This window comes from Shewanella sp. SR43-8, from assembly GCF_014163775.1.
Lineage (GTDB): Bacteria > Pseudomonadota > Gammaproteobacteria > Enterobacterales > Shewanellaceae > Shewanella > Shewanella vesiculosa.
Map to the genome: position 1 here is coordinate 197,067 of NZ_JACJDX010000002.1, position 22,656 is coordinate 219,722.

The following is a 22,656-nucleotide window of genomic DNA, read 5'->3' on the forward strand; positions in this document are numbered from 1 at the left end:
TATAGGTCGATATTGACTTAGATGCTGAAGGTAATATTTATTGTATTACCTTCAGCACTTTTGAAGCATAACTTACACCAATGAATGGTACTTTGGTTGGTTTATTGGTTGTATAGCCTTCTGCCTTCGCGCATCACTTGAATGAGTTCAGGTGCACTCATTTTTTTATCTAAGCGATTTTTGTAGTCCAAATCATAGATACGGTACTTGCCGAAGCGATCTAACACGGTAATTTCAGATTTTTGATAGATAGCAAAACGGCGACTATCTCCAATGTAGACCCAGGTTTCATTATTAGGCTCTAGCAAGCTTCGTCCCGAGCTGTAATCAGTACTTGGGTTTGTGCAGCCTAAGACATGGCTTAGCAAGGTTGGTGCTATACCATAATGGCTAGTGCGGTAATTGACTTTATTACCACTGCTGTTTGGCCAATGAATGATCAGTGGCACTTCAACGTTACCGGGTGATAAATCGCTGCGTGCATCACTGGCGTTACTGGTGAAGACTTGACCGTATGTGCCGGTAATAAGCACCACAGTGTCATCACTGACATTATTGAGTAACGTAGCGAGTTGCTGGTCAATAAAGTTAAGCGACTGACGATATTGGTTAAACAATACTTTCTGTGCTGGCTTTAATGGCATTTGCGGTTTTACGGTTTGCACGCCTAAAAAACCAACAGGAGTATCGTAGTCTTTCGGTGCAGTCAGATTGACTAAGCTGAACCAAGGTTGTGTTTGATTCTGTTGCCATTGATTGACTGCGCTAATGGTATTGATGTCGGCATCTGCACTGCCATTTTGACTTTCGCTGATGTGCATGGTCATGCCGTTAAACATTGCGCTATTGGCAGCGTATTGTTCATTTTCGGGGGCAAACATGGCTAATTGATAACCTTGCTGCTTAAGGATGTTGGTTAAGATTGGGCTAGTACTGTCAAACTCTTTGCGGTCACTATAATTACCTTGTAGACCATACATGAGAGTAAACATACTGGTTTCAAAGTCAGAACCACCAGCATAGTGATTCGTAAAACGCTGATTTTGGATTCGATATTGGCTTAAAAACGGCATAGTGACGTTATCGACCATGTCTGCTCGAAGGCTGTCTATGGTGATCAGCATAATATTAGGTTGGCTATCAGCACTGCATTGCATCGGATTGATGGGGTAGCTTAACTTTCGCGATTTAGTGTTGCGTGATTCTGTTGACTGCATGCTGCTGTCAATGCCGTGATTTTCCATAAACGATCGCGCTGTTGCTGGGTATGACACTGGATAAGCGTCATCAAAACGAGTGACTTCAGTCATGTTAGTGGCATCGGCCCAAATATGAAATAAATGGCTGCTGACGAAACAAATTCCGACAAACAATACCACTTTATTACCCCATTGTTTTTTCTGGATTTTGTCGATGCGTTTCCACAAATAATTGGCCGCGGTAAGTTCAACAATCACAATGACGATAGGGGTGACTATGTATGAGGTACTGTGCAATAGCGCGTTGAGGTCTTGCCAAGCTAAATCAAAGGCAAAAGGACTTAAATGAATACCATAGTCGTCATAAATAATGGTGTCATACAGTAGGGCATATAATCCAATTGAGGCAATAAATGCAGCAAAACCGCGTAAAATTTTAGAGTAAGGTAGGAGTAAGGTAATCGGGAAGATAAAAACTAAGTAACCGATAAAAGCCAAAAAAGTAAAATGGCCAATGGTACTGATAGTAAGATATGCCCAGCCAATAATGGATTCTGGATAGCCGACACTGCCGATATACCGAGCGCCAATTAACATCGCCAATATGCCATTAAAGAAGGCAAACCAGTGACCCCAATTAACTAAGCGTGACACTTTATCACGCGTCATTTGCTGCTTTTTGCGCTCGATCATGTTAACTCGTATTCCTACGTTATTATCACGGCTTTTTTTCAGTGTAACTGATTGTTAGCATTCGTGATAAATTTTATTTAGTCGTTACTTAATCGACTGTGTTAAAGCTTTGGCAAATTGCTCTGCTACTTTTTGACGAGACTCATTTGGGACTTTTTTGTCAAGCAAATGGGTCACGCAGTTACCTAGTACCATCAGGCTTAAATCGGTAGGTGCTTGATGCTTTGCTAGCACAGCAAGCAGCTCACTGATAAGTGCCTCAACTTGAGTGTTTGTGTATTTAGATTGAATTGCCATAGTCAGAAAACTTCAATAAAGAATGAATTAGCTGCACATAATAACGGATTTAGCCGGCGCTCGCCTCAAGTTTTATTCGCTCTATGTGAGGAATATCGTAAACCCTTGTTCGATTTATACGGTTGGTCTGATATCATTCTTTTTAAAATTATCATCTGTGACTGACTAGGATTAACAAGGCTTATGGGCATTAGTATTGAGCAAGCAATTATTCACGAAATATCTCAAGACAGTCAGGGGCAAATGCGTTGTCGTTTACGCCCGCAACCGTTGTTGAATACTCACGCCGTTGAAACCATGTTAGAAGAGTTACATCAGACCTATTCGGGCAAAGCGGGAAAAGGTTTTGGCTTTTTTGGTACCCATGACGATGATGGCGAAGCCAATAGTGCATTTTCTGATGCTCTGACAGGCTATCGCAAAGGCGATTTAGGCTTTGTAGAATTTAGCGGCCAAGCAAGCCAACTATTGCAGCAAGAATTGTCTAAGTACGACTTTAGCCAAGGCGGATTTTTATTGATGTCTTGCTATACCAGTATGACAAGCGACTATTTATTTGTGGCGTTATTAAGCGCTAAGTCGTCGATGACAGTCTTAGATGACATGGAATTGTCGCAAAATAATCACTTAGATTTAAACAATATTCAACTGGCCGCCCGCATTGATTTAACTGAGTGGCAGGCCGATAAAAGCTCGCGTAAATATATTTCGTTTATTCGTGGTCGTGCGGGCCGTAAAGTTGCCGACTTCTTTTTAGATTTTATGGGCTGTGTTGAAGGGGTTAACATCAAAGCGCAAAACAAAACCTTGATCCATGCGGTTGAAGACTTTGTTGCGGGCAGCGAGTTAACCAAAGATGAACGTCAAGAGTGCCGTAACAAGGTCTTTGACTATTGTTCTGAGCGCGCGGGCTCTGGTGATGTGATTGAAGTTAAAGATTTAGCTGACGAGTTAGCTGATTCCGGCATGGATTCATTTTATGATTTCGCCTGTGGTGGCAGTTATGAGTTGGATGATGAGTTTCCGGCAGATAAAGCCAGTTTACGCAGTTTGAAGAAGTTTTCAGGCACTGGCGGTGGAGTAACATTGAGTTTTGATGGTGGCCATTTAGGTGAACGGGTTATTTATGATCCTATTTCTGACACTATTTTGATAAAAGGTGTGCCGGCCAATTTGAAAGATCAATTGGATCGTCGTTTAAAAGGTGAGTAACTTAAGCTGAACTCAAGCTGAGCTAACTCAATCTGCGTAGTGTGTTGCTATAGCGTCCTATCTGGGCGCTTTTTTATGTGTGCTGAAAACATTAATGAAGGTTTAGCGCGTGTTATGCTGTTGTGAGTTAGCAGCTGAAGTCACTTTATGTGATGTTACACATTGGTTTTTTATGGGAATGTTATGTTGAATATCGTGATCGTTGACGCGAATATTAATGATGAAAATAGCCATTTTTTACATCAGTATCCAGATAATTAAATAGCCTAAGTGGCGCTTAATTCAGCACAGTCTAGTCTAGACTTATCTCATGTCTTATTTCACGAATGATGTCTCTGGTACGATCTTTGGCGCAGTTGAATATTTTACTTTTCATTCATTTGTAGTTGAGTAAACTAGCGCCACTTTTTGAGTGTTTTTTGTTTGTTGTGCTTTATAGCCTAATGAACTTTGGGGGAGCGATGATTACTGCATACGCCTATCAAAATAGAGAGTTAATCACCACCGAATTGAAAGTGGGCGATAAAGTGCCCGAATCGACCTTATGGTTAGATTTATTGAAACCCGATGACGAAGAACGTCAGTGGTTGAGCTTGTTTTCAGCTGAAGAAGTACCCGACGAAGAAGATATTAAAGAAATTGAGGCATCAGCACGTTTTTATCAAAACCAAGATGGTTTACATATTAACTCGTTGTTTCCTCAACGGGTGAGTTCAGATGTGCGTGCAGTGAACGTGTCGTTCAACCTACGTGAAAATTTTTTGCTGACAATGCGTGAGGAAGACGTTGGTCTTATCCGTTTATTGCGTAACTACTTGCGTTTAGGTCGTTTAGATATTACCACCCCACAAGGGTTATTATTAGAGTTATTTACCCTAAAAGTAGATTATCTATCTGACTTAATTGAAGATGTTTACAGTGTATTAGAAAATGTTAGCGAGCAAGTGTTTAATGATGAAGAGCTTGATGACGTATTTAAACTGATCACCTTGCAAGAAGACTCTAACGGTAAAATTCGATTAAGTTTATTGGATACCCAGCGCTCCTTGCGTTATATGCAACGTTATTATCGTGATCGTTTGTCGGATGAAAACTTGAAGGATATTCGAGAGATGTTATCGGATATTGAATCATTGATGCCACACAGCCAATTTATTTTCGACAAGTTACAATTCTTGCTTGATGCAGCGATGGGATTCAGTGGCTTGCAACAAAACAAAATTATTAAGATATTTTCGGTATCGGCGGTGGTTTTTTTACCTCCCACGCTCATTGCCAGTAGTTATGGGATGAATTTTCATATTATGCCTGAACTCGATTGGCGATTTGGCTATCCCATGGCGGTCGGATTAATGCTTGCCAGCGCAGCGGGAACTTACTTTTTCTTTAAACGAAAAGGCTGGTTATAACCGCAAATTGCGCTATAAGAAAGCCATCAATTGTTGCCAATTGATGGCTTTTTTGTTTCTCAACAAGGGTGTATCAATTTGTGAATAAGGTCGTTGAATTTTATCATTATTGACATGACGACAACCCAAAAACAGTGTCATTTAGCTGGCTAGCTTTGACCGATACCTAAGCTGATTTGTTCTCGAGGATTTAGGTATTTATGAATTTTCTCTGGCAATGCGGCGGCAGGTAAACTACGGACAATGGTGAGGCCTTCTTGTTGTAAACTAATGATAGGCGCCAAATCTTTAGGTACTAACTGATCGTATACCACAATATTAGGACACAATAAGTGTTGTAAGTTTACTGACATCACCAAGGCAAATTGGCCACTGGATAACTCGATAATACTTCCAGGAGGATAAACACCTAATAGTTTGATTAGTTTACTAATATACTCAGCATTTAGTTTATTTTTATAATTTTTATATAATAAACCTAAAGCGATACTGGGCGGCTTAGGTTTGATTTGATTAGTACCATTACATAGATTGTCATATTCATTGATCACCGCGATCAATTGCGACAACTTGTCTATCTTGTCTGCTTTAAGGCCTTGTGGATAACCACTCCCATCTAAAAATTCGTGATGATTAGCAATTAATGGTTTAGCCTCTTCTGGGAAATTATCTGCAAGTTTGAGAAAGTTAATGCTCATTAAAGGGTGTTGTTTAATAAAGTTTTCTTCTGGTGTGGTCAGAGGTACCCGCTTATTGAGAATATTACTTGGAATTTTGAGCTTACCTATATCGTGAAATAGCGCCCCTATACCAATAGTCTCCACCTCTTGGCGATTCCAGCCCAGCTCTTTTGCCATCAGCATACACAGCATGGAGACGTTAAGTGAATGATGGTAAATATGTTCATCATTTTTAGCATCGGCCATTAAATGCAAGGCTAAGTTATCACTGTTGAGTAGCATGGTGGTCATGTTACTAATGAGATCTTTAGCCTCGATAACCGAGTTAAGAGGTCTGCTGCCGATTTTAGCGACCATGGAATGCATCATTGACACTGAACGATTAAATTGTTGTTCGGTTTTCTTTAAATCGCGTTTGAGTTTTTGTTGTTCATCTATCTGCGCTGATTTTTGACTGAGCATTTGCTCTTTACGTGCATCGAGTGTTTGCTGGTCAGGTGCTGTAACGTCAGCCGTGTCAGATGTTACCGGTTCAATGTCGCTTTTATCAGGATCGAAAAAAACATCCTTTAGCCCTAATCCTTTGATGAGCTCTATTTGTACTGTGTCTTTAATTTTAAAACTGCTGAACAAAAAAGGATGGTCTTTCCAAGAAATAGGCAAGCGGATAAAAGTACCCACTTCTAATTGATCTACAGATATTTTTTGATTTTTTTTCATATTCAATCGATAGTTACTTTGAAGAACAAAGAGGTATGTTGTGCATTGCGCTTTACAGATGCTTTATAGGCATGGCAGCATACTACTATACATTTATTAACAATAGTTACTCCCTATGGATTTTATTGAAGTATATCCCAATGCGATAAGTAATGACCTATGTGATCGTTTAATGGCAGCATTTAATGCTCATCCGAGTGTGGGGCCTGGTCATACTGGTTTTGGCATTGATACCGACAAAAAGCGCAGTCGTGACTTAATGTTAGACGCTTTTGATGATTTAGCTGAATTGAAAAAGGAGCTATTAGCGGCAACATTCACTCACATTAGTGATTATTTCACCCAATACTCATTAACCCTAATGGGGGCCGTGTCAGTGCAAGTTGCTGATGAAAATGGTCAAGCTCAAACCCTGACCCCTGATAATTTTGAAACACTAGGTCGGCCAAGGGCTGCAGCGTTAACTAAGTACTTGTACCGCAGTGGTAGTATCAACGTGCAGCACTATCAGCAAGGTGTCGGTGGCTATCCGCATTGGCATTCAGAGCAATTTCCACAAAATGGCCATAATGAGGCGCTTCATCGGGTAGTGTTTTACATGTTTTATCTTAACGATGTAGAAGAGGGCGGTGAAACGGAGTTTTATTATCAGCAGCGTAAAATAAGTCCTAGAAAAGGTACTATGGTTATAGCTCCCGCCGGCTTTACTCACAGTCATCGTGGTAATGTGCCTATTAGCAACGACAAGTATATTGCCACTTCTTGGGCAATGTTTAATCGTGCAGAGCAGCTTTATGCGCCATTAAGTAAGTGATCACTGTCGAGTAAAGCGTGTTGTTGCTGTATTTACTGCCCTGATAGCTTGCTTAGGTACTTATGTTTTAATGATATTACGTCGTTGCGGAGAGCTGGAGCACAAAGGCTGCTCCGCCTAACTCACTGGTCGTAATGGTCATGGTGCCGCCATAACTGCTAACGATTTCATGACATACTGCTAAACCAATGCCTTGTCCCGAGGATTGGGTATCTGCTCTCATTCCGCGTTGAATGATTTTTTGTTTAATGGCGTCATCAACCCCAGGGCCATCATCTTCGACACTAAGCTGAATCATGTTGCCATCAAGATGCTGGGCGGTAACTTGTACCTTGTTACTACACAAGCGAAACGCATTTTCCATTAAGTTACCCAATAACTCCATTACATCCCCTTTGCTGAGCGGTAAGTATAATGACGCCGATACTTGCAGTGTGAATATAACGTGTTTGTCCCGATAAATCTTATCAAGCATTTGTGCCACTTGTTGGGCAATAGGTGCGACCTTTGTTTGTTGTTGACGTAAGCCTTGCTGGCCTAACATGGCACGTTTGAGCTGATACTGCACCAGATGATCCATATCATTGATTTGTTCTAGTATCTTTTGCTGTTGCTGCTGACGATCTAAAGAGTCATCGTCAATGATGGCAATGCTGGCAGCAAGACGTGTCTTTAAACTATGAGCCAAATCATTCATCGCATTTTGATAGCGAGTCTGACGTTGATCCGTTTGGTCCATAAGCTGATTTAACGCCATCGTAATACCGTATAATTCAACGGGATAATCCTGTGAAAGGCTTTTCTTATGTCCTTGTTGTAGTTGTAATAGTTCTTGTTTTAATTGTGTTAACGGCCGCATGCCCCAATAGGCTGCACTGACTAACAGTAGTAATGCAATAGCCATGACGATGGCTAATCTAAAATAAGTTAATCGGTTAAATTTTTTAAGTTCCGTTTTTAATGCCGTCGCGTCTTTTAAAATTAATAGATGATACATTTGATCTTCAACATCAATACTGAGCAAATAAGCAAAGTAGCTTTGCTGGGCGTCAAAATTAAGATAAAACGGCGGTAAATCTTCTTTTATTTGAAGATATTTTTCACAGATGTTATTCAATTTTAAGTTAATCGCGAAATCAGAACGCCATAAAGTGTGATAAGCACTATTACAAGTCGCCATAATATATTGTGTATCAACGTCATCACCTTCACGTGCTTGGGTGATGGGGATTAAATTGTTTTCGCGAAACTCCGCAGCAATGATAGGTAATTTAGCGATTAACGCGCTGGTGGTTTGGTTATAACGGTTTTGGGCATGGAGCAGGGTAATTAACCAAGCCAGACCAAATCCCACTAATGTGATAATGGCCAAGGAAGTAACAAACATTCTTGTTAGCAGGCGTTTTTGAGGTCGGGGAATTAGTCGCATGGGTGATTAAATTTATATCCTTGACCGCGAAGAGTCACAATCGCCTCTGCTATTCCGCCCTGAGCCAGTTTTTTTCTTAATCTACTGATTATTACTTCAATGGTATTGGGATCGCCTTCCTTGTCTGCATATACCACATCAAGTAAACGCTGCTTAGCGATAACTTCATGGCTATGGCGCATTAAGTATTCCAAAATAAGGTATTCAAAGGCCGTGATGTCTAATGGTGTTTGATTCAGTGTCACGTTTTTTGCTGCCATATCAATTTGCAGCGCCCCACTGGTGATAGTTGAACTCACAAAACCACAGCTGCGGCGTACGATGGCGTCAAGCCTAGCGATGAGTTCTTCTTTTTGAAATGGTTTAACTAAATAGTCATCGGCGCCAGCATTAAGCCCTTCGACTTTGTCTTGCCACATGAGTCGTGCGGTTAAAATGAGAATCGGGGCTTTGATATCGGCACTACGGAGCATTTTGATTAAGCTTATTCCGTCTTGATCGGGTAAACCTAAATCAATAATAGCAGCATCTATCGGATAGTTAGTCGCTTGATAAAATCCCTCTTTTGCGTTTAACGCGACTTGTACTTGGTTACCTTGCGCAGATAACTGAACCTGTAAGTGATGTGACAAAATAGGATCGTCTTCAATAACTAATATGCGCATAATTTATCCTTGTTGAGCCGTTGCCTTAGGTAAAATGAGCTCGATTAGTATTACCTTATCAATCTTTTAGGTTAAATATTAAATAGGCTTTGGGTGTCGATATAATTAAGTTTATAACAATAATACTAATATTTTTTATTTGTTTTTACTCACATTTTTTATATTGAGTCGCTTTGGCTATGTAATCGAGCAGCAGGTAAGTTAGAATAGCGTTAACAACCGACTAACTTATAAGATTAAGATGAAACTAACACATTTATTAGCAGCCAGCTTTTTAAGTTTATTTTCGACGTTTGCATTAAGTGCAACCTTTACCTTTACTGCTATCCCTGATGAAGATGAAAGTCAGCTTCGTACTCGATTTGATAAAGTGGCTGATTATTTATCTGAGCAATTGGGCGTGGAAGTAAAATATATTCCAGTAAAGTCTTATTCAGCTGCGGTAACGGCGTTCCGTAACAATCAAGTTCAGCTTGCTTGGTTTGGCGGTTTATCTGGGGTGCAGGCTCGTCGCTTAGTGCCTGGTTCTGAAGCTATCGCTCAAGGTTTTGAAGATCAGTACTTTAAGAGTTATTTGATAGCCCATCAATCTACTGAAATTGTCCCTTCCAGTAATTTCCCGCTACTAAATGATTATACTTTTACGTTTGGTTCTAAAGATTCAACGTCTGGACGGTTAATGCCGCAGTTTTTTATTGAGCGAAACTTAGGTAAGCCGATCGAACAGATTTTTAAACGAATTGGTTTCTCTGGTGATCATAGCCGCACCATTAGCCAAGTCGAAGCGGGTGTATACCAAGTTGGCGCGGTTAATTATAAAGTGTGGGACACTGCTGTTGAAAAAGGCGAGGTTGATACCAGTAAAGTGAAAGTCATTTGGGAAAGTCCTAGCTACCCTGACTATCAATGGACAGTACGAGCTGGCGTTGATGACTCTTTTGGTGCAGGTTTTAAACAAAAACTGACTAAAACATTAATTGGTATGACGGATAAAGATTTATTAGCCAGTTTTCCTCGTGAGTCATTTGTACCTGCCCATAATAACGACTATGAGCCGATTGAGCGCGTCGCAAAAACCATTGGAATGCTTGATTAATGTTGTCTTTGGTTGATGTTGATTTAGGTTATAGTCAGAACATTGTTTTATCTAAGGTTAATTTGTCATTTAAGCCCAATGAACATGTGGCTATTTTAGGTCCTTCAGGCGTGGGTAAAACCACGTTATTGCATCATCTATATCTACAATTGGCTCAGCAAACCTGTTTGTGTTCTCAAGCACAAGGGTTGGTTGATAACTTGTCGATATATCATAATGTATTTATTGGTGGATTAGCGCGTTACTCTCGTTGGTACAATATGGCTAATTTATTATTGCCATTTAATAAGCCACAACAACAAATAGCCGCTATTTGTCAGCAGTTAGAGCTCACCATGCCATTAACTCAAAAGGTCAGTGAGCTGTCTGGTGGACAACGTCAACGTGTCGCATTAGCCAGAGCATTATTTCAACAGCAATCCATTTTTATGGGTGATGAGCCCTTTTCTGCATTAGATCCATTAATGGGCTTACGGCTATTAAATTTGATTAAACAAGCACATCAAAGTGTGATTTGTGTGCTGCATGATGCTGAGTTAGCCTTAGCGCATTTTGATCGCATTATCGTGATTAGCGAGGGCAAAGTGGTGCTAGATGATGGCGCCGATAAGTTATCTCTGGCCCGTTTATCACAGCATTATGCTTTGGCCGATATGCCAAAGCAGGTTATGGCGTGAATATGATCACATCGCTGCAGCTCATTATATTGCTTATCACAGCTCTATCTGTGTGCCGTTACTGTCTTTTCTATTATGTCTGACGCCATGATTTTTCGTGGACGCGCTTTTGTGGGCCACTGGCAGAAAATCACTTTACTACTTTTAGTTACGGTATCTGTGTGTTGGTTTTTTGCCGATACCGAAGTGATAGCACTCGATCCTTGGTCCGAACTCGGCCGTATGTGGCAGGGTTTTGTGCATCCCGATTTTTTTGCGACAGAGAATCTGTTTGATGCACTGTGGCAAACTATCAGTTTTGCCTTGCTTGGGATCACGGTTGGATTGCTAGTGGGATTTCCATTAGCCTTGTGGTATCAGCATCCCTTAATTGCGGCCTTGTGTGCCTTTATCCGTGCGATCCATGAGATTTTCTGGGCGCTGATATTTTTACAGATCTTTGGTCTATCAGCCATTACCGGTATCTTAGCCATTGCACTACCTTATGCTGCCACATTTGCCCGAGTTTTTGCGGATATATTACAACAAGCCCCTATCCATACTCTGTTTTCACTGCCCAAAGGTACTGATAAGTTATCGGCATTTATCTATGGACGTTGGATGCACATGTATCCACAGATTATTGATTATATTCGTTATCGTTTTGAATGTGCATTGCGCAGTAGTGCGGTATTGGGTTTTATTGGTATGCCGACATTAGGCTTTTATTTAGAATCCGCTTTTCGTCAAGGGCGTTATGAGCAAGGTGGGGCATTACTGATTTTATTTGTGTTATTAATTGGCAGCATACGCTTTTGGGCTAAACCGATTTTGCTGTGGCTATATTTACCGCTTGCGGTGTATTTTTTACCACCAATACCTGTGATTGACTCGCAACTTATTTGGCGCTTTATCAGTGTTGATATCTTACCGCCAATGCTCCAAGGGCAGGCTTTTTTTACCTGGTTTGATGCAGATAATCTATCAAAGTTGTTTGACTGGGTTTATGAATTAATAAGCCAACAAGTATTTCCGGGAATGATTGCCACTTTAGTATTGGCTTTTTGTGCCTTAGGATTAACTCACTTATTCACCATGATATTGTTGCCGCTAAACACGCGTTTAATGATGCCAAACCTGATCATCTTGTTCATGCGTGCGGTTAATTTAATATTACGTTCACTGCCAGAGTATTTATTGGCTTTTGTGTTTATGATGTTGCTGGGGCCTTCTATGTTACCCGCTATTATCGCGCTAGCATTACACAATGCCGGTCTTATGGTGTTTTTAATGGCGCGCCAAGCTGACAACGTGAGTGTTCCGCTCACATATCTGCCAAGAATTGACCAATATAGTTATTTGGTTGTGCCTACGCTATATCCACATTTTATGGGATTACTATTTTATCGTTTTGAAGTGATTATTCGTGAAACGGCTATTTTGGGTATGCTTGGCGTGATGACGTTAGGCTTTTATGTTGACAGTAACTTTTCTGAAATCCGCTTTAGCGGTGCCTTATTGTTATTGGTGTTCACTGCGGGTTTAAATGTTGCCGTGGATTATTTAGCGCGTCGATTACTCCATTATCCTCGACATCGTGTACAGGTTTGCTAAAGCAGCCTTAAGATTAATCCTCGGATTAATCTTGGCCACGAATTACTTATAAGGCTTAAAACTCAGGCCGCTTTAAATGAGTATATCTATGTCAATTAGCTGATAATTTGTTGGATAATATTACTTGCAATAGTCAGCGCAACGGCAATAAAAATAATCCCTACCAGTAAATCAATAATGGTATTCGCTGCGAGTAATTTCTGCTGAACTCGAGGTTTAGATAATACTAATGCTAGTAAGCTAAACCATGTTAATGACAACACAAACAATAATACTGTCGCGGCTATTTTGGTTGAATGATTGACTTGTGGCGTAATTAATACTGAAAATAAAGTAATAAAAAAGATCAGCGCTTTAGGGTTGAGTAGATTGGTATAAAGACCCACCTTAAACCCTTTTAACGACGAGACTACAGCCACCTGGGTGAGATTTTGCTGAACTGAAGGGATGTCTTCAGTCCGGCGTTTGCTGATAATACTCGTCATCGCTGATTTAAGCGCCCCGTATCCCATCCAAGCTAAGTAGCTGCTACCAATGAGTTGTACAGCCATGAACGCTATATGAGATTGTTGGATCATCACACTGATCCCCATCAAAGATAGAAAGGTATGTATCAAGATGGCCACCGCAATACCTAAGGCACAATAAAGTGCGGTTAAGCGTGTTTGTTGTGTGGCCATTTTTACAATAATGGCGAAATCGGGTCCAGGGCTCATCAATGCCACTATGTGAATAACCGCTAAACTTGCCAATAAAGTAAGGTCCATATTTATTCCGTTTTTTTTAAGCTATGACGAGTCATTTACCCATGAGTTTTAATGATAATGAAAGCCTATATCAATGTAAGTTGATGATAATGACATATTTATGCAGAAAAAAGATAATAAAAAAGCGCTAAATTAGCGCTTTTTTATATAAGGTGATGTTAAGTGTTAATTTTTGGAATTAAGCACTTGATCTTCAAAGTTTTTAGCGACTTTACCCGCTTGTGAGTCATTGAATATTTGTTCATTGAATTCACCCTCTGATTTAGCAATAATCACTGTCGCTACCGCATCACCGGTTACGTTCACCGCGGTGCGGATCATGTCGAGCATTCTGTCGACACCAATAATTAATGCAATCCCCTCTACAGGTAAGCCAACTTGGTTTAACACCATGGCGAGCATGATTAAGCCTACGCCTGGCACCCCCGCAGTGCCAATGGAGGCTAACGTTGCTGTGACCACCACAGTAGCGTAATCCATTATGCTCAGTTCAATACCAAACACTTGGGCAATAAATACCGTGGCGACACCTTGCATAATGGCGGTACCATCCATGTTAAGTGTTGCACCCAGTGGTAAAGTGAATGAGGCAATTTTATTGTCAACCCCCATTCGGTGTTCAGCTGTTTCAATGGTGACAGGTAATGTGGCATTTGAACTGGCTGTACTAAAGGCAAACAGTTGCACATCACGAATTTTACGCAAAAACATCAGCGGACTCAGGCCTGAGAATAACTTTAATAACGTCGGGTATACCACTAAGCCTTGAATAAATAATACTGCAACGACCAGGAAGAAGTATTTTACTACACTACCGAAGGTTTCTAAGCCTAACGTTAAGCTGAGAGTCGCCATCAGTGCAAACACACCATAAGGCGCGAGCTGCATAATCAAGGTAACTACACGCATAATCACATCATTTAAATCGTTAAAAAATGACGCTATACGCGTACCGCGTTCACCAATATGTGAGATGGCAAAGCCAAAAACAACTGCAAATAGGATAATCTGCAGCATATTGCCTTCACTCATGGCTTGCATAGGGTTTGTCGGTACAATATTAATAATGACTTCAGAAAGGCTAGGTGCGTCTTTTGCTGAGTATTCTAATGCGTTACCGGCCAAACTAGCATTACCAGGATGGATCAACACTGCGGCTAGAATCGCAATCGTGAGCGCAATAGCGGTAGTGAATAAATAGAAGGATATGGTCTTGCCACCAAGACGCCCCAGTTTAGATGGATCGCTAAGGGAGCAAGTACCGCACACTAATGAGATAAATACTAAAGGTACGACAAGCATTTTTAAGCTTGAGATGAAGATAGTGCCAATGACATGCAAGAATCCATCGGTAATGTACTCTTGAATAAATTGGCTATCAGGAAAAGAGTTTCTCAATACTAGGCCAAATATAATGCCTAATGCCATGCCAAATAAAATTTTGCTCGTGAGTCCGAGCTTGTATTGTTTACTCACAGAGTGTTCCTTTTCATCATATTATTTTATTTCTTTATTGAATGCGCTAAAGACTAGCAGGAATCGTTAACTTAGGAAATGGCCTAAAAGTGAAAGTTTTAGCCGATAAATAGCAAAGAAATTATTATAGTTATGCTAAAGTTATAGGATGTTTGTGTATTGTTTAAATATAAGTAACTATAATAATTCTTAAGTTTTATTTCAATGTAACAGGGAGCCTGACAATGAGGTCAGCATATAAAGTTTATTTCGCACTTTTATGTACTTTTTTTCTCGTCGCATGTGGTGGCGGCGGCGCTATAACAGATGATGGCACTGGAGGAGGAACAACTCCCGATCCAACAGTCTCTATTACGTTAAGTATTGATAACGATCAAATTTCTGTTGCAGAACCTGCAACTATTACTGCGACTGTCAAAGACTCAACGGGGGCTGCAGTCAGTACCCTGGTTTCTTTTTCATTAAATAATGCTCAATACGGCACTTTTGCTCCTGGTACAGGTGAAGTTGCTACTAATGCTGATGGTATTGCTACTGTTCAGTTAAATTCCGCCGCAATCAACACTGGTGCGACCGTCACGGCAACCACTTCATCTGGCGAGACAAGTTCACTCAATGTGACTATGGCCGGTGATGGTGGTGTAGCAGGCGGTGGCGCGCAAGTTTCATTGGTATTAACTGATGCAGCTGGTAATGCCATTGAATCAATCAACACATTATCTCCTGGTAAATTAACGGCTACGGTTAGTGGGCTTTCTAAGTCTGTTATTGTCACTTTTGATAGTCCAATAGGTGATTTGCCGGTTAAAACAGCAGTGACTAATGCACAAGGAAAGGCGACCGTCGATATTTATGCGGGTAGCTCTTTAGGTGCCGGCGAAGCAACCGCTTCGTTATCAACTAATGAAACGGGTTCGACGATTGTTGTCGTCGGTGCCACCAATGTTGTGATGGGCAGCGGAACACCGTTTGTTCAAGGTGTAGCATCGGTAAGTACAGCCGATCTTTCGGCGGGCGGTACTGCAACGGTTTCAGTTTTGATTCAAGATGATCAAGGTAATCCTTTTACTCAGCCAGTTGATGTGAATTTCTCGTCAACCTGTGCGACAAAAAGCCCTGCTCAGGCGGTGATCAGCTCTCCTGTTTCATCAAGTAATGGCGTTGCAACATCAACTTATCGGGCTCAAGGTTGTGTTGGTGAAGATCAAATTAACGTCACAGCAAACGCCGGTGGCATTAGTTTATCAGCAGTTGGGACTATTAATGTACTGCAGGCGGATGTAGGTAGTATCGTATTTGTATCTGCAACACCTGAGAATGTTAGTATTTTGGGTACCGGTGGTGTTGAATCATCTGTGGTTAAATTTAAAGTACTAGATAAAAATAATAACGTTGTGACTAATCAAAATGTATTATTTGAACTCAATACCGAAATTGGTGGAGTGAAAATTGATCCTTTACAAGCCACAACCGACAACAGTGGTTTAGTTCAAACGGTAGTCACTACAGGTACAGTGGCTACCTCGCTGCGAGTCACTGCGACGGTAGACAATGGCTCAATCCCTGCAATATCGAGTCAGTCTAGCCAGTTAATTGTTTCAACAGGCATTCCTGATCAAGACAGTTTCTCATTATCTGCGACAATATTAAATGCTGAAGGTTGGGATGTTGATGGAACTGAAGTTACGGTCGTAGCCCGTATGGCTGATGCGTTTAATAACCCTGTACCTGATGGAACCACGGTATCTTTTACTACCGAAGGTGGCTCTATTGAAGATGCATGTCAAACGCTTAATGGAGCTTGTTCAGTAAAATGGACCAGTCAGTTGCCAAGACCAGAAGGTGAGACGATTCTCAATGGCGCGGGGCAGATGTTCCGTAATCCTAATGCTGATTTAGCTTTTGATTCAACGTTGGGTATTTATGGCAATATATATGGTCAAAAATACGGTGGTCGTGCAACGGTTACTGCAACCGCAATTGGTGAAGAGTCTTTTCCTGATTTAAACGGTAATGGTCGTTTTGATGCTGCAGAAGCATCTGAATTTCTTTCTGGTACAGACGTCACTGGGCAAGCATTTGATTTAAATGATGCCTTTAATGATTATAACGAAGATGGAATATTCAACCCGCAACAAGCAGGTGGTCAGTCAGGTGGTTCATTAGAAAAGCTAGTTGATTTTAATTCAAATGGTGTATTTGATTTAAAAGACGGCAAATACAATGGGGTACTTTGCTCGGACCCTGTTCACAGTGCATGTGCTGATGGTACAAGTGATTCTAAATCTTTGTTTGTGCGTCGAAGTCTTGTCATAGTGATGTCTGGTAGTACTGCTTATGCTACTGAGTCAAATAACATTGTTATAGCAGACAGTACAGGTACTCATACTGGCGGTAGTATTCAAATTATCGGAAAAGGTTCTGCGACTGCAACATTTACTATTTCTGATTTACACAATCAGCAAATGCCAGCAGGGACTATTGTTAGATTTGCAACCTCCGCAGGTTCTGTGGTAAGTACCAGCGAATATACTTGGCCAAGCACTAACTATAATGGTGGCCGTCAGTTCACGGCTACTCTAAAAGGTGAAGACCAACCTAACACTGGAGTGTTCATTGTTGAAGTTGAGTCACCAGGCGGGTTAATTACTCAAGTGGTTTCAATTGGTGTAGCGATTTTATAATCACTTGATACACCCCTAAGCAGAACGTTAGGGGCATCCATTAAAAAAGGCGCTTTAAGCGCCTTTTTTGTTTTTACTTTTCTATTTAAAATATAACGTTTCTAGGTTGCCGCTTTCATTGCTGCGGTAAATTGAGCAAGTTTTGTCAGTAATGTGACTTCATCATGTTGATGAGCTTCGATAATTTTAACCACGGCAGAACCTGATATCGCGCCTGCGGCACCGGCTTTGATGGCCGCGCGCACTTGTTCTGGTTCGGCAATACCAAAACCCAATAGTGGCGGTGGGGCATTAAATTCGACCAACTGTGCCAGAATATTCTCAATTGGCACACCGGCTTTTGATTCAGTACCCGTAACGCCGGCTCGTGATAATAGATAGGTATAACCTTCACCTTGTGCGCTGACCATTTTTAAGGTGTCAGCATCAGCATTAGGCGGTGCGATAAAGATAGGTGCGATACCATGTGCTTTTGCGGCCAAGCTAAAAGGTTTTGACTCTTCAACTGGCACATCGGCAATCAATACCGAATCTACACCTGCAGTTTGTGCTTTTGCGTAAAACTCATCAATACCATTGGCAAATACTAAATTGGCATACAGTAATAGTCCGATAGGCAGATCAGGATATTGCGCGCGTATTTTAGCGATAATGTCAAAGCAATCGCTTTGTTTAGTTCCAGCGGCTAATGAGCGTAAGTTAGCACCTTGTATTACTGGGCCATCAGCTAATGGATCTGAAAAAGGAAAACCTAATTCAAGTGCATCAGCACCATTATCAACTAAGGTTTGAATGATCTTTAACGATAATTCAGGGCTCGGATCGCCAATGGTGACAAAAGGAACAAACGCACCTTGATTTTGTGCCTTAAGTGCAGCAAATTTTGCTTGATAACGGTTACTCATTGCCGCTCTCCTGTTGTTTTTGTTTCGCTTCTAAAATATCTGCCACAGTGAAAATATCTTTGTCACCACGGCCTGATAAATTAACCACTAAAATGGTCTCTTTAGTCGCTTCTTTTGCCATGCGAACTGCGTAAGCAAGTGCATGCGCTGATTCTAATGCCGGAATGATACCTTCACAGCGAGCGAGGGTTTGGAACATCTCTAACGCTTCATCATCGGTTGCTGATTCATATCGTGCACGACCAATGGCATTTAAATGTGCATGTTGCGGGCCTACCGAGGGGAAATCAAGCCCGGCAGAAACAGAATACGACTCTTCAATTTGACCATCACTGTTTTGCATTAACGGTGATTTCATGCCAAAGAATATACCGGTTTTACCGTGTTTAAGCGGCGCGCCGTGCATTGCCGTATCAAGTCCTTTTCCTGCCGGTTCAACACCAATTAATTCAACTGATGGTTCGTCAATAAAGTCGGCAAACATACCAATAGCATTTGAGCCTCCGCCAACACAGGCGATGACAGCGTCAGGTAAACGGCCTTCTTTTTCAAGAATTTGTTTTTTGGTTTCTTCCCCAATAATACGCTGAAATTCGCGCACAATTGTCGGGAACGGATGTGGCCCAGCAGCGGTGCCGAGTAAGTAGTGAGCTTTATCATAACTTGCTGACCAGTCGCGCATGGCTTCGTTACAGGCATCTTTTAGGGTCGATGAACCTGAAGTCACCGGAATCACTTCAGCACCCATTAATTTCATTCGAAACACATTTGGCGATTGACGTTCAATGTCTTTAGCACCCATGTAAACTCGACATTTTAAGCCTAAAAGCGCACAGGCTAGGGCAGTGGCTACGCCATGTTGACCAGCACCTGTTTCTGCGATGATTTCTTTTTTACCCATACGTCTCGCTAACAACGCTTGACCTAACACTTGGTTGGTTTTGTGGGCGCCACCATGGAGTAAGTCTTCACGTTTTAGGTAAATTTTTACCATTGGATTTGGACTTAAATTACGGGTAAGTGTTAGCGCTGTTGGGCGGCCGGCATAGTTTTTCAGCAGGTCGGTAAATTCAGCGATAAAGCTTTCATCTTGTTGCGCGTCAATAAAGGCTGTTTCGAGTTGTTTTAATGCAGGCACTAAAATTTGTGGTACATACATACCACCGTATTCGCCGAAATAAGGGTTAAGCTTGAGCTCGGTCATAAATGTTCCCTTTGAGTAATCGTATATTCATGTTGATTCGTTATTCGTTGTTCGTTGTTCGTTATTCAATGTTAATTGCGGCGTAACTGGGCAAATGCAGCGTTCAGTTTTTGATGGTCTTTATGGCCAGGAGCTGATTCTACTCCTGAATTTAAGTCGACCCCATAAAATCCCTGTTGGCTGGCAAGATAAACATTCTCTGCGGTTAACCCGCCGGCTAAGATGGCGTCTTGTTTATTACCAATATTGGCTTGCCAGTTGAATGTTTTTCCGGTGCCACCAAATTGCTGTGCAGATTTGCTGTCGTACAAATAACGATCGGCCCCGGCAGGTTTTGGACTCACTTCACCGCTCTGACTGTCAATTGCAATGGCTTTCCAAATCTCGGTGCTAAGTTGCTGCTCAGTCAGTAATGTTTTTAACTCTTTAATTTCAAGTTCTGTTTCATCGCCATGTAGTTGCACTGCAAAAAGATCCAGTGTTTTGGCTAAAGCTGCGATATCAGTAACGGCATGATTAACAAACACGCCGACCATGTTTAATCCAATATGACGTTGCTGCATTTGGGCGACTAAGTCACTTGCTTGTGCTGGCGTTACAGCTCTGGGTGATTTAGGATGAAATATTAATCCTCCAAATACTGCACCAGCTTGTGCCACTGCTGCAATATCGTCAATTTGAGTCAAGCCGCAAACTTTATTATTACCATAAATCAATTGTCTACAGGCTAAATCAATATCGTCTTGCGCCATTATTGAGCTACCGACAAGGTAACCGTCAACTAATGGGTTTAAGCGACACACTTGCTGATGATAATAAATCCCTGACTCACTGATCACCACTCTGTCAGCGGGGATTTGCGGTGCTAATAATTCTGTGGTGGCAAGGTCGGTACTCAAGTCGCGTAAATTACGGTTATTAATACCAATAATCGGCGCGTTTAGATCAATCGCTCTAACTAATTCTGCTTCGTTACTGACTTCAGTTAAGCAATCTAAGTGATACTTTGCCGCTTCGTTTGCTAACAATCGATATTGTTGATCATCAAGCACTGACAGCATCAGTAAAATGGCATCAGCGCCTTGGTGAGCCGCTAATTTAACTTGGTAAGGGTCGACAAAGAAGTCTTTACAAATAATCGGCTGAGTCACTCTAGCGCGCACTTTAGGAATGTAGTCCATGTCACCTTGGAAAAATTCTTCGTCGGTTAACACTGAGATGCCTGCAGCATATCGAGTATAAATATCAGCTATAGCTTCTACATCAAAGTCGGCGCGGATCAGTCCTTTTGAAGGGCTGGCTTTTTTACATTCAAAAATAAACTGAGCATTCGGCGCTTTCAACGCATCAAATAAGCTACGATCTGATATTTTAGGTTGTAAGCTAGCTTCGGGGAAACGCAATTTAAGTGCGCTAATATGCGCGACTTTAGTTGCAACGATGCGGGTTAATACATTATTTTCTGGCTTACTCATGGTGTTCTCCTGCTTGGCTCACGGCAGCTAAATCGGTTAATAAGATGAAGGCAGCGCCACTGGCAAGGGTTGCTAATGCTAGCTGTGTACCGGCTTGAACTGAGTCGCACACACCACTGATATACAAAGCACAACCTGCGTTAATGGCCACAGCATCTCGGTGAGCAGGGAGGCCATTACCTTGTAAAATAGCTTGCGTTATGAGGGCATTGTCTGCCGGTTCGCCGCCGGTGAGTTGTTCGATACTCGCGCGCTTAACCCCTAGATCTTCAGGGCTAAGTTGGTAAGTACGCACCGCACCGTCTTTTAGTTCTGCCACATAGGTATTGTCATGCAATGCCACTTCATCTAAACCACTACCATGTACCACCATGGCGCGTTTTACCCCCAAAGCATGGAGCACATGTGCGATAGGCTCGATCAGTTCAAGTGTGTAAACACCTAGAAGCATAAATTCTGGGCTTGCAGGGTTTATTAACGGTCCTAGCACATTAAAAATGGTCCGGGTTTTTAACGCTTGTCTAACCGGCACAGCATGTTTTACTCCGCCATGGTAATGCGGCGCAAATAAGAAACATAAACCCAGTTTATCTAAACACTGGCTTGCGGCATCTGGTGTCATGGTGAGTGCAATACCGAAATGGGATAATAAGTCAGATGAACCAGACTTACTCGATACACTGCGATTACCATGTTTTGCGACTTTAGCGCCAGCTGCAGCGGCAACAAAAGCGGCTGTAGTGGAAATATTGATGGTGTTATGTCCATCACCACCGGTACCGACAATATCAACAATGCCGCTTTGTTTTGAGGCATCACTGCGTGGGAAGGGTTTAGCGGCTTGCCGTAATGCGTCTGCCGCTCCGGCTATTTCATCAATGGTTTCGCCACGCATTTTTAGCGCCACTAACATCCCCGCCATGGTGGCAGGTTGCATATCCCCTTGAATAATCGCGCTAAAAACTTGTGCCATTTGTTCACGAGTTAACGCAGTACCTTGATAAAGGCGGTCGAATAAAGCTTGCAGATTATCCATTATTCTCCTCCAGTAAAGGCGTGGTCTTGGGTTAAATACGCTAATGTTTGCGTCAGTAGTTGGCTACCTAAGGTGGTTAAAATCGATTCTGGATGAAACTGAAAGCCTATTGCTTGATGTTGTGGATGCAATATTGCCATCGGCATATCATCGGTAGTGGCAATGATTTCTAAGCAGTCAGGTACCTTTGTCGCCACCAAACTGTGGTAGCGCGCAACCGGTAATGGTGAGGGCAAATTGGCAAATACGCCTTGACCATTATGGAGGGTGGGGCTGGCTTTACCGTGAACCACAAATGGTGCTCGTTCTACTTTACCGCCATAATATTCGACCATAGCTTGATGACCTAAACAAATGCCCAACATTGGAACTTTGCCGGCTACTTTACCAATCAGTTCCATCATGCAGCCCGCTTCATGAGGGGCCCCTGGGCCTGGTGATAATACCAAGGCTGCTTTTGAGGTTTCATTGATAAGCTTTTGTGCAACATAATCGGCGCTGACATCATTACGGTAAATGATGACTTCACAACCAAGGCTGCGGAATTGATCGACTAAGTTGTAGGTGAATGAGTCAAAGTTATCCAGTAAGTACAGTTTCATGCGGTTAGTCGCTTGGTTACTGG

19 protein-coding genes are annotated in these 22,656 nt (G+C 41.8%); 7 read left to right on the forward strand and 12 right to left on the reverse strand.

Features of this window, described 5'->3' with window-relative positions; translation table 11 throughout:
• Positions 1–101 precede the first annotated feature (101 nt).
• Both H5114_RS03340 and H5114_RS03345 read right to left on the reverse strand, forming a co-directional pair.
• On the reverse strand, positions 102–1,892 hold the full coding sequence (locus H5114_RS03340; protein WP_182722213.1) for a DUF3413 domain-containing protein: 1,791 nt from the start codon (positions 1,890–1,892) through the stop codon (positions 102–104).
• Between the two features lie 84 nt (positions 1,893–1,976).
• Positions 1,977–2,189: a YejL family protein gene (locus H5114_RS03345; RefSeq protein WP_124016475.1), complete on the reverse strand. Its 213-nt coding sequence runs from the start codon at positions 2,187–2,189 to the stop codon at positions 1,977–1,979.
• A gap of 183 nt (positions 2,190–2,372) precedes the next feature.
• Between H5114_RS03345 and yejK the strand changes: the two genes are divergently transcribed.
• Together yejK and corA are read left to right on the forward strand one after the other, a co-directional pair.
• The gene (yejK, locus tag H5114_RS03350; protein ID WP_124016476.1) at positions 2,373–3,401 is read left to right on the forward strand and encodes a nucleoid-associated protein YejK; all 1,029 of its coding nucleotides are present in this window, start codon (positions 2,373–2,375) and stop codon (positions 3,399–3,401) included.
• Positions 3,402–3,862: 461 nt separating this feature from the next.
• The gene (gene corA / locus H5114_RS03355) at positions 3,863–4,810 is read left to right on the forward strand and encodes a magnesium/cobalt transporter CorA (protein ID WP_124016477.1); all 948 of its coding nucleotides are present in this window, start codon (positions 3,863–3,865) and stop codon (positions 4,808–4,810) included.
• Positions 4,811–4,959: 149 nt separating this feature from the next.
• On the opposite strand, the gene H5114_RS03360 is transcribed toward corA, so the two are convergent.
• On the reverse strand, positions 4,960–6,210 hold the full coding sequence (locus H5114_RS03360) for a DUF3391 domain-containing protein (protein WP_182722214.1): 1,251 nt from the start codon (positions 6,208–6,210) through the stop codon (positions 4,960–4,962).
• Between the two features lie 115 nt (positions 6,211–6,325).
• Between H5114_RS03360 and H5114_RS03365 the strand changes: the two genes are divergently transcribed.
• Positions 6,326–7,024 (forward strand): 2OG-Fe(II) oxygenase, encoded by a 699-nt coding sequence (locus H5114_RS03365; protein WP_182722215.1) that lies wholly within the window; start codon positions 6,326–6,328, stop codon positions 7,022–7,024.
• Between the two features lie 76 nt (positions 7,025–7,100).
• On the opposite strand, the gene H5114_RS03370 is transcribed toward H5114_RS03365, so the two are convergent.
• Both H5114_RS03370 and H5114_RS03375 read right to left on the reverse strand, forming a co-directional pair.
• Positions 7,101–8,453 carry an ATP-binding protein gene (locus H5114_RS03370; RefSeq protein WP_182722216.1) on the reverse strand — a complete coding sequence of 451 codons (1,353 nt, stop codon included), beginning with the start codon at positions 8,451–8,453 and terminating at the stop codon, positions 7,101–7,103.
• Complete coding sequence (locus H5114_RS03375) at positions 8,444–9,118, reverse strand: response regulator (RefSeq protein ID WP_182722217.1); 675 nt, start codon at positions 9,116–9,118, stop codon at positions 8,444–8,446. The genes H5114_RS03370 and H5114_RS03375 overlap by 10 nt, the downstream gene beginning before the upstream one ends.
• Positions 9,119–9,359: 241 nt before the next feature.
• Between H5114_RS03375 and H5114_RS03380 the strand changes: the two genes are divergently transcribed.
• The 3 genes from H5114_RS03380 to H5114_RS03390 all read left to right on the forward strand — a co-directional run bounded on the left by H5114_RS03380 (position 9,360) and on the right by H5114_RS03390 (position 12,484).
• Positions 9,360–10,214, forward strand: coding sequence for a putative selenate ABC transporter substrate-binding protein (locus H5114_RS03380; RefSeq protein ID WP_182722218.1), 855 nt, complete (start codon positions 9,360–9,362; stop codon positions 10,212–10,214).
• Positions 10,214–10,891 (forward strand): ATP-binding cassette domain-containing protein, encoded by a 678-nt coding sequence (locus H5114_RS03385; RefSeq protein WP_182696980.1) that lies wholly within the window; start codon positions 10,214–10,216, stop codon positions 10,889–10,891. Before H5114_RS03380 ends, H5114_RS03385 begins: the two co-directional genes overlap by 1 nt.
• Before the next feature lie 87 nt (positions 10,892–10,978).
• Positions 10,979–12,484: an ABC transporter permease gene (locus tag H5114_RS03390; protein WP_259395223.1), complete on the forward strand. Its 1,506-nt coding sequence runs from the start codon at positions 10,979–10,981 to the stop codon at positions 12,482–12,484.
• 95 nt (positions 12,485–12,579) lie between these two features.
• Here H5114_RS03390 and H5114_RS03395 read toward each other — a convergent pair whose 3' ends face one another.
• On the reverse strand, positions 12,580–13,251 hold the full coding sequence (locus H5114_RS03395) for a LysE family translocator (RefSeq protein WP_182722220.1): 672 nt from the start codon (positions 13,249–13,251) through the stop codon (positions 12,580–12,582).
• Positions 13,252–13,416: 165 nt separating this feature from the next.
• Positions 13,417–14,727 (reverse strand): dicarboxylate/amino acid:cation symporter, encoded by a 1,311-nt coding sequence (locus H5114_RS03400; RefSeq protein ID WP_124016486.1) that lies wholly within the window; start codon positions 14,725–14,727, stop codon positions 13,417–13,419.
• Positions 14,728–14,951: 224 nt separating this feature from the next.
• On the opposite strand from H5114_RS03400, the gene H5114_RS03405 reads away from it, so the two are divergent.
• The gene (locus H5114_RS03405) at positions 14,952–17,411 is read left to right on the forward strand and encodes a hypothetical protein (RefSeq protein WP_182722221.1); all 2,460 of its coding nucleotides are present in this window, start codon (positions 14,952–14,954) and stop codon (positions 17,409–17,411) included.
• Positions 17,412–17,512: 101 nt separating this feature from the next.
• On the opposite strand, the gene trpA is transcribed toward H5114_RS03405, so the two are convergent.
• The 5 genes from trpA to H5114_RS03430 form a co-directional block, all read right to left on the reverse strand.
• Positions 17,513–18,316: a tryptophan synthase subunit alpha gene (gene trpA / locus H5114_RS03410; RefSeq protein WP_182722222.1), complete on the reverse strand. Its 804-nt coding sequence runs from the start codon at positions 18,314–18,316 to the stop codon at positions 17,513–17,515.
• Positions 18,309–19,520 (reverse strand): tryptophan synthase subunit beta, encoded by a 1,212-nt coding sequence (gene trpB, locus H5114_RS03415; protein WP_124016489.1) that lies wholly within the window; start codon positions 19,518–19,520, stop codon positions 18,309–18,311. Before trpB ends, trpA begins: the two co-directional genes overlap by 8 nt.
• A gap of 71 nt (positions 19,521–19,591) precedes the next feature.
• A complete protein-coding gene (trpCF, locus tag H5114_RS03420; protein WP_182722223.1) occupies positions 19,592–20,995 on the reverse strand; it encodes a bifunctional indole-3-glycerol-phosphate synthase TrpC/phosphoribosylanthranilate isomerase TrpF in 1,404 nt (467 codons plus the stop codon).
• On the reverse strand, positions 20,988–22,031 hold the full coding sequence (trpD, locus tag H5114_RS03425; RefSeq protein ID WP_182722224.1) for an anthranilate phosphoribosyltransferase: 1,044 nt from the start codon (positions 22,029–22,031) through the stop codon (positions 20,988–20,990). The genes trpCF and trpD overlap by 8 nt, the downstream gene beginning before the upstream one ends.
• Positions 22,031–22,633, reverse strand: a complete 603-nt coding sequence (locus tag H5114_RS03430) for an aminodeoxychorismate/anthranilate synthase component II (RefSeq protein WP_182722295.1) — start codon at positions 22,631–22,633, stop codon at positions 22,031–22,033. The genes trpD and H5114_RS03430 overlap by 1 nt, the downstream gene beginning before the upstream one ends.
• Positions 22,634–22,656 lie beyond the last annotated feature (23 nt).